This window comes from Roseibium sp. RKSG952 (assembly GCF_009711355.1).
In genome coordinates this window covers 1-409 of the sequence record NZ_SMMF01000228.1, presented here as the reverse complement: position 1 = coordinate 409, position 409 = coordinate 1, and the positions used below count along the sequence as shown (strand labels likewise).

1 protein-coding gene is annotated in these 409 nt (G+C 54.5%); it reads left to right on the top strand.

What is annotated here, in order from left to right; genetic code table 11:
* Nucleotides 1-29: 29 nt before the first annotated feature.
* Nucleotides 30-409, top strand: a 380-nt coding sequence (locus E1297_RS00560) for a DUF4116 domain-containing protein (protein ID WP_196223087.1), incomplete at its 3' end; no start/stop codon positions are given.

Sequence of the window (409 nt, the reverse complement as noted above, 5' to 3'; positions counted from 1 at the left end):
AATGGTGGGGACGCGGCACGCGGTGGTGCATGTCGGGCGAGAACGGCAATGCGTTTCTCGACCATCACCAAAAAGCGCCCTTCATTATCATCGACCTCAAGACTACGGGTAAGTTTCAGCTATGGGTTACCGAACGCTTGTTTTATTTCCGAGACGCCGACGGTGTTGATATCAGCGAGGAAATCATCACTCGGAACACAGAGCGTTTCCTGCCATTGCTGGAATGGGCAATGACGCAAAACGTTACGGCGTTGCAATATATTCCGGAAGCCCTTCAGACACCGAATATCCACTTCGAGGCGGTGAGGCAAGACGGCCGGGCGTTATGCTTTGTTCCGGAAGGCCTCCGAACGGAGGAGGTGTGCCTCGAGGCAGTGAAGCAATACGGCCGGGCGTTGCAATATGTTCC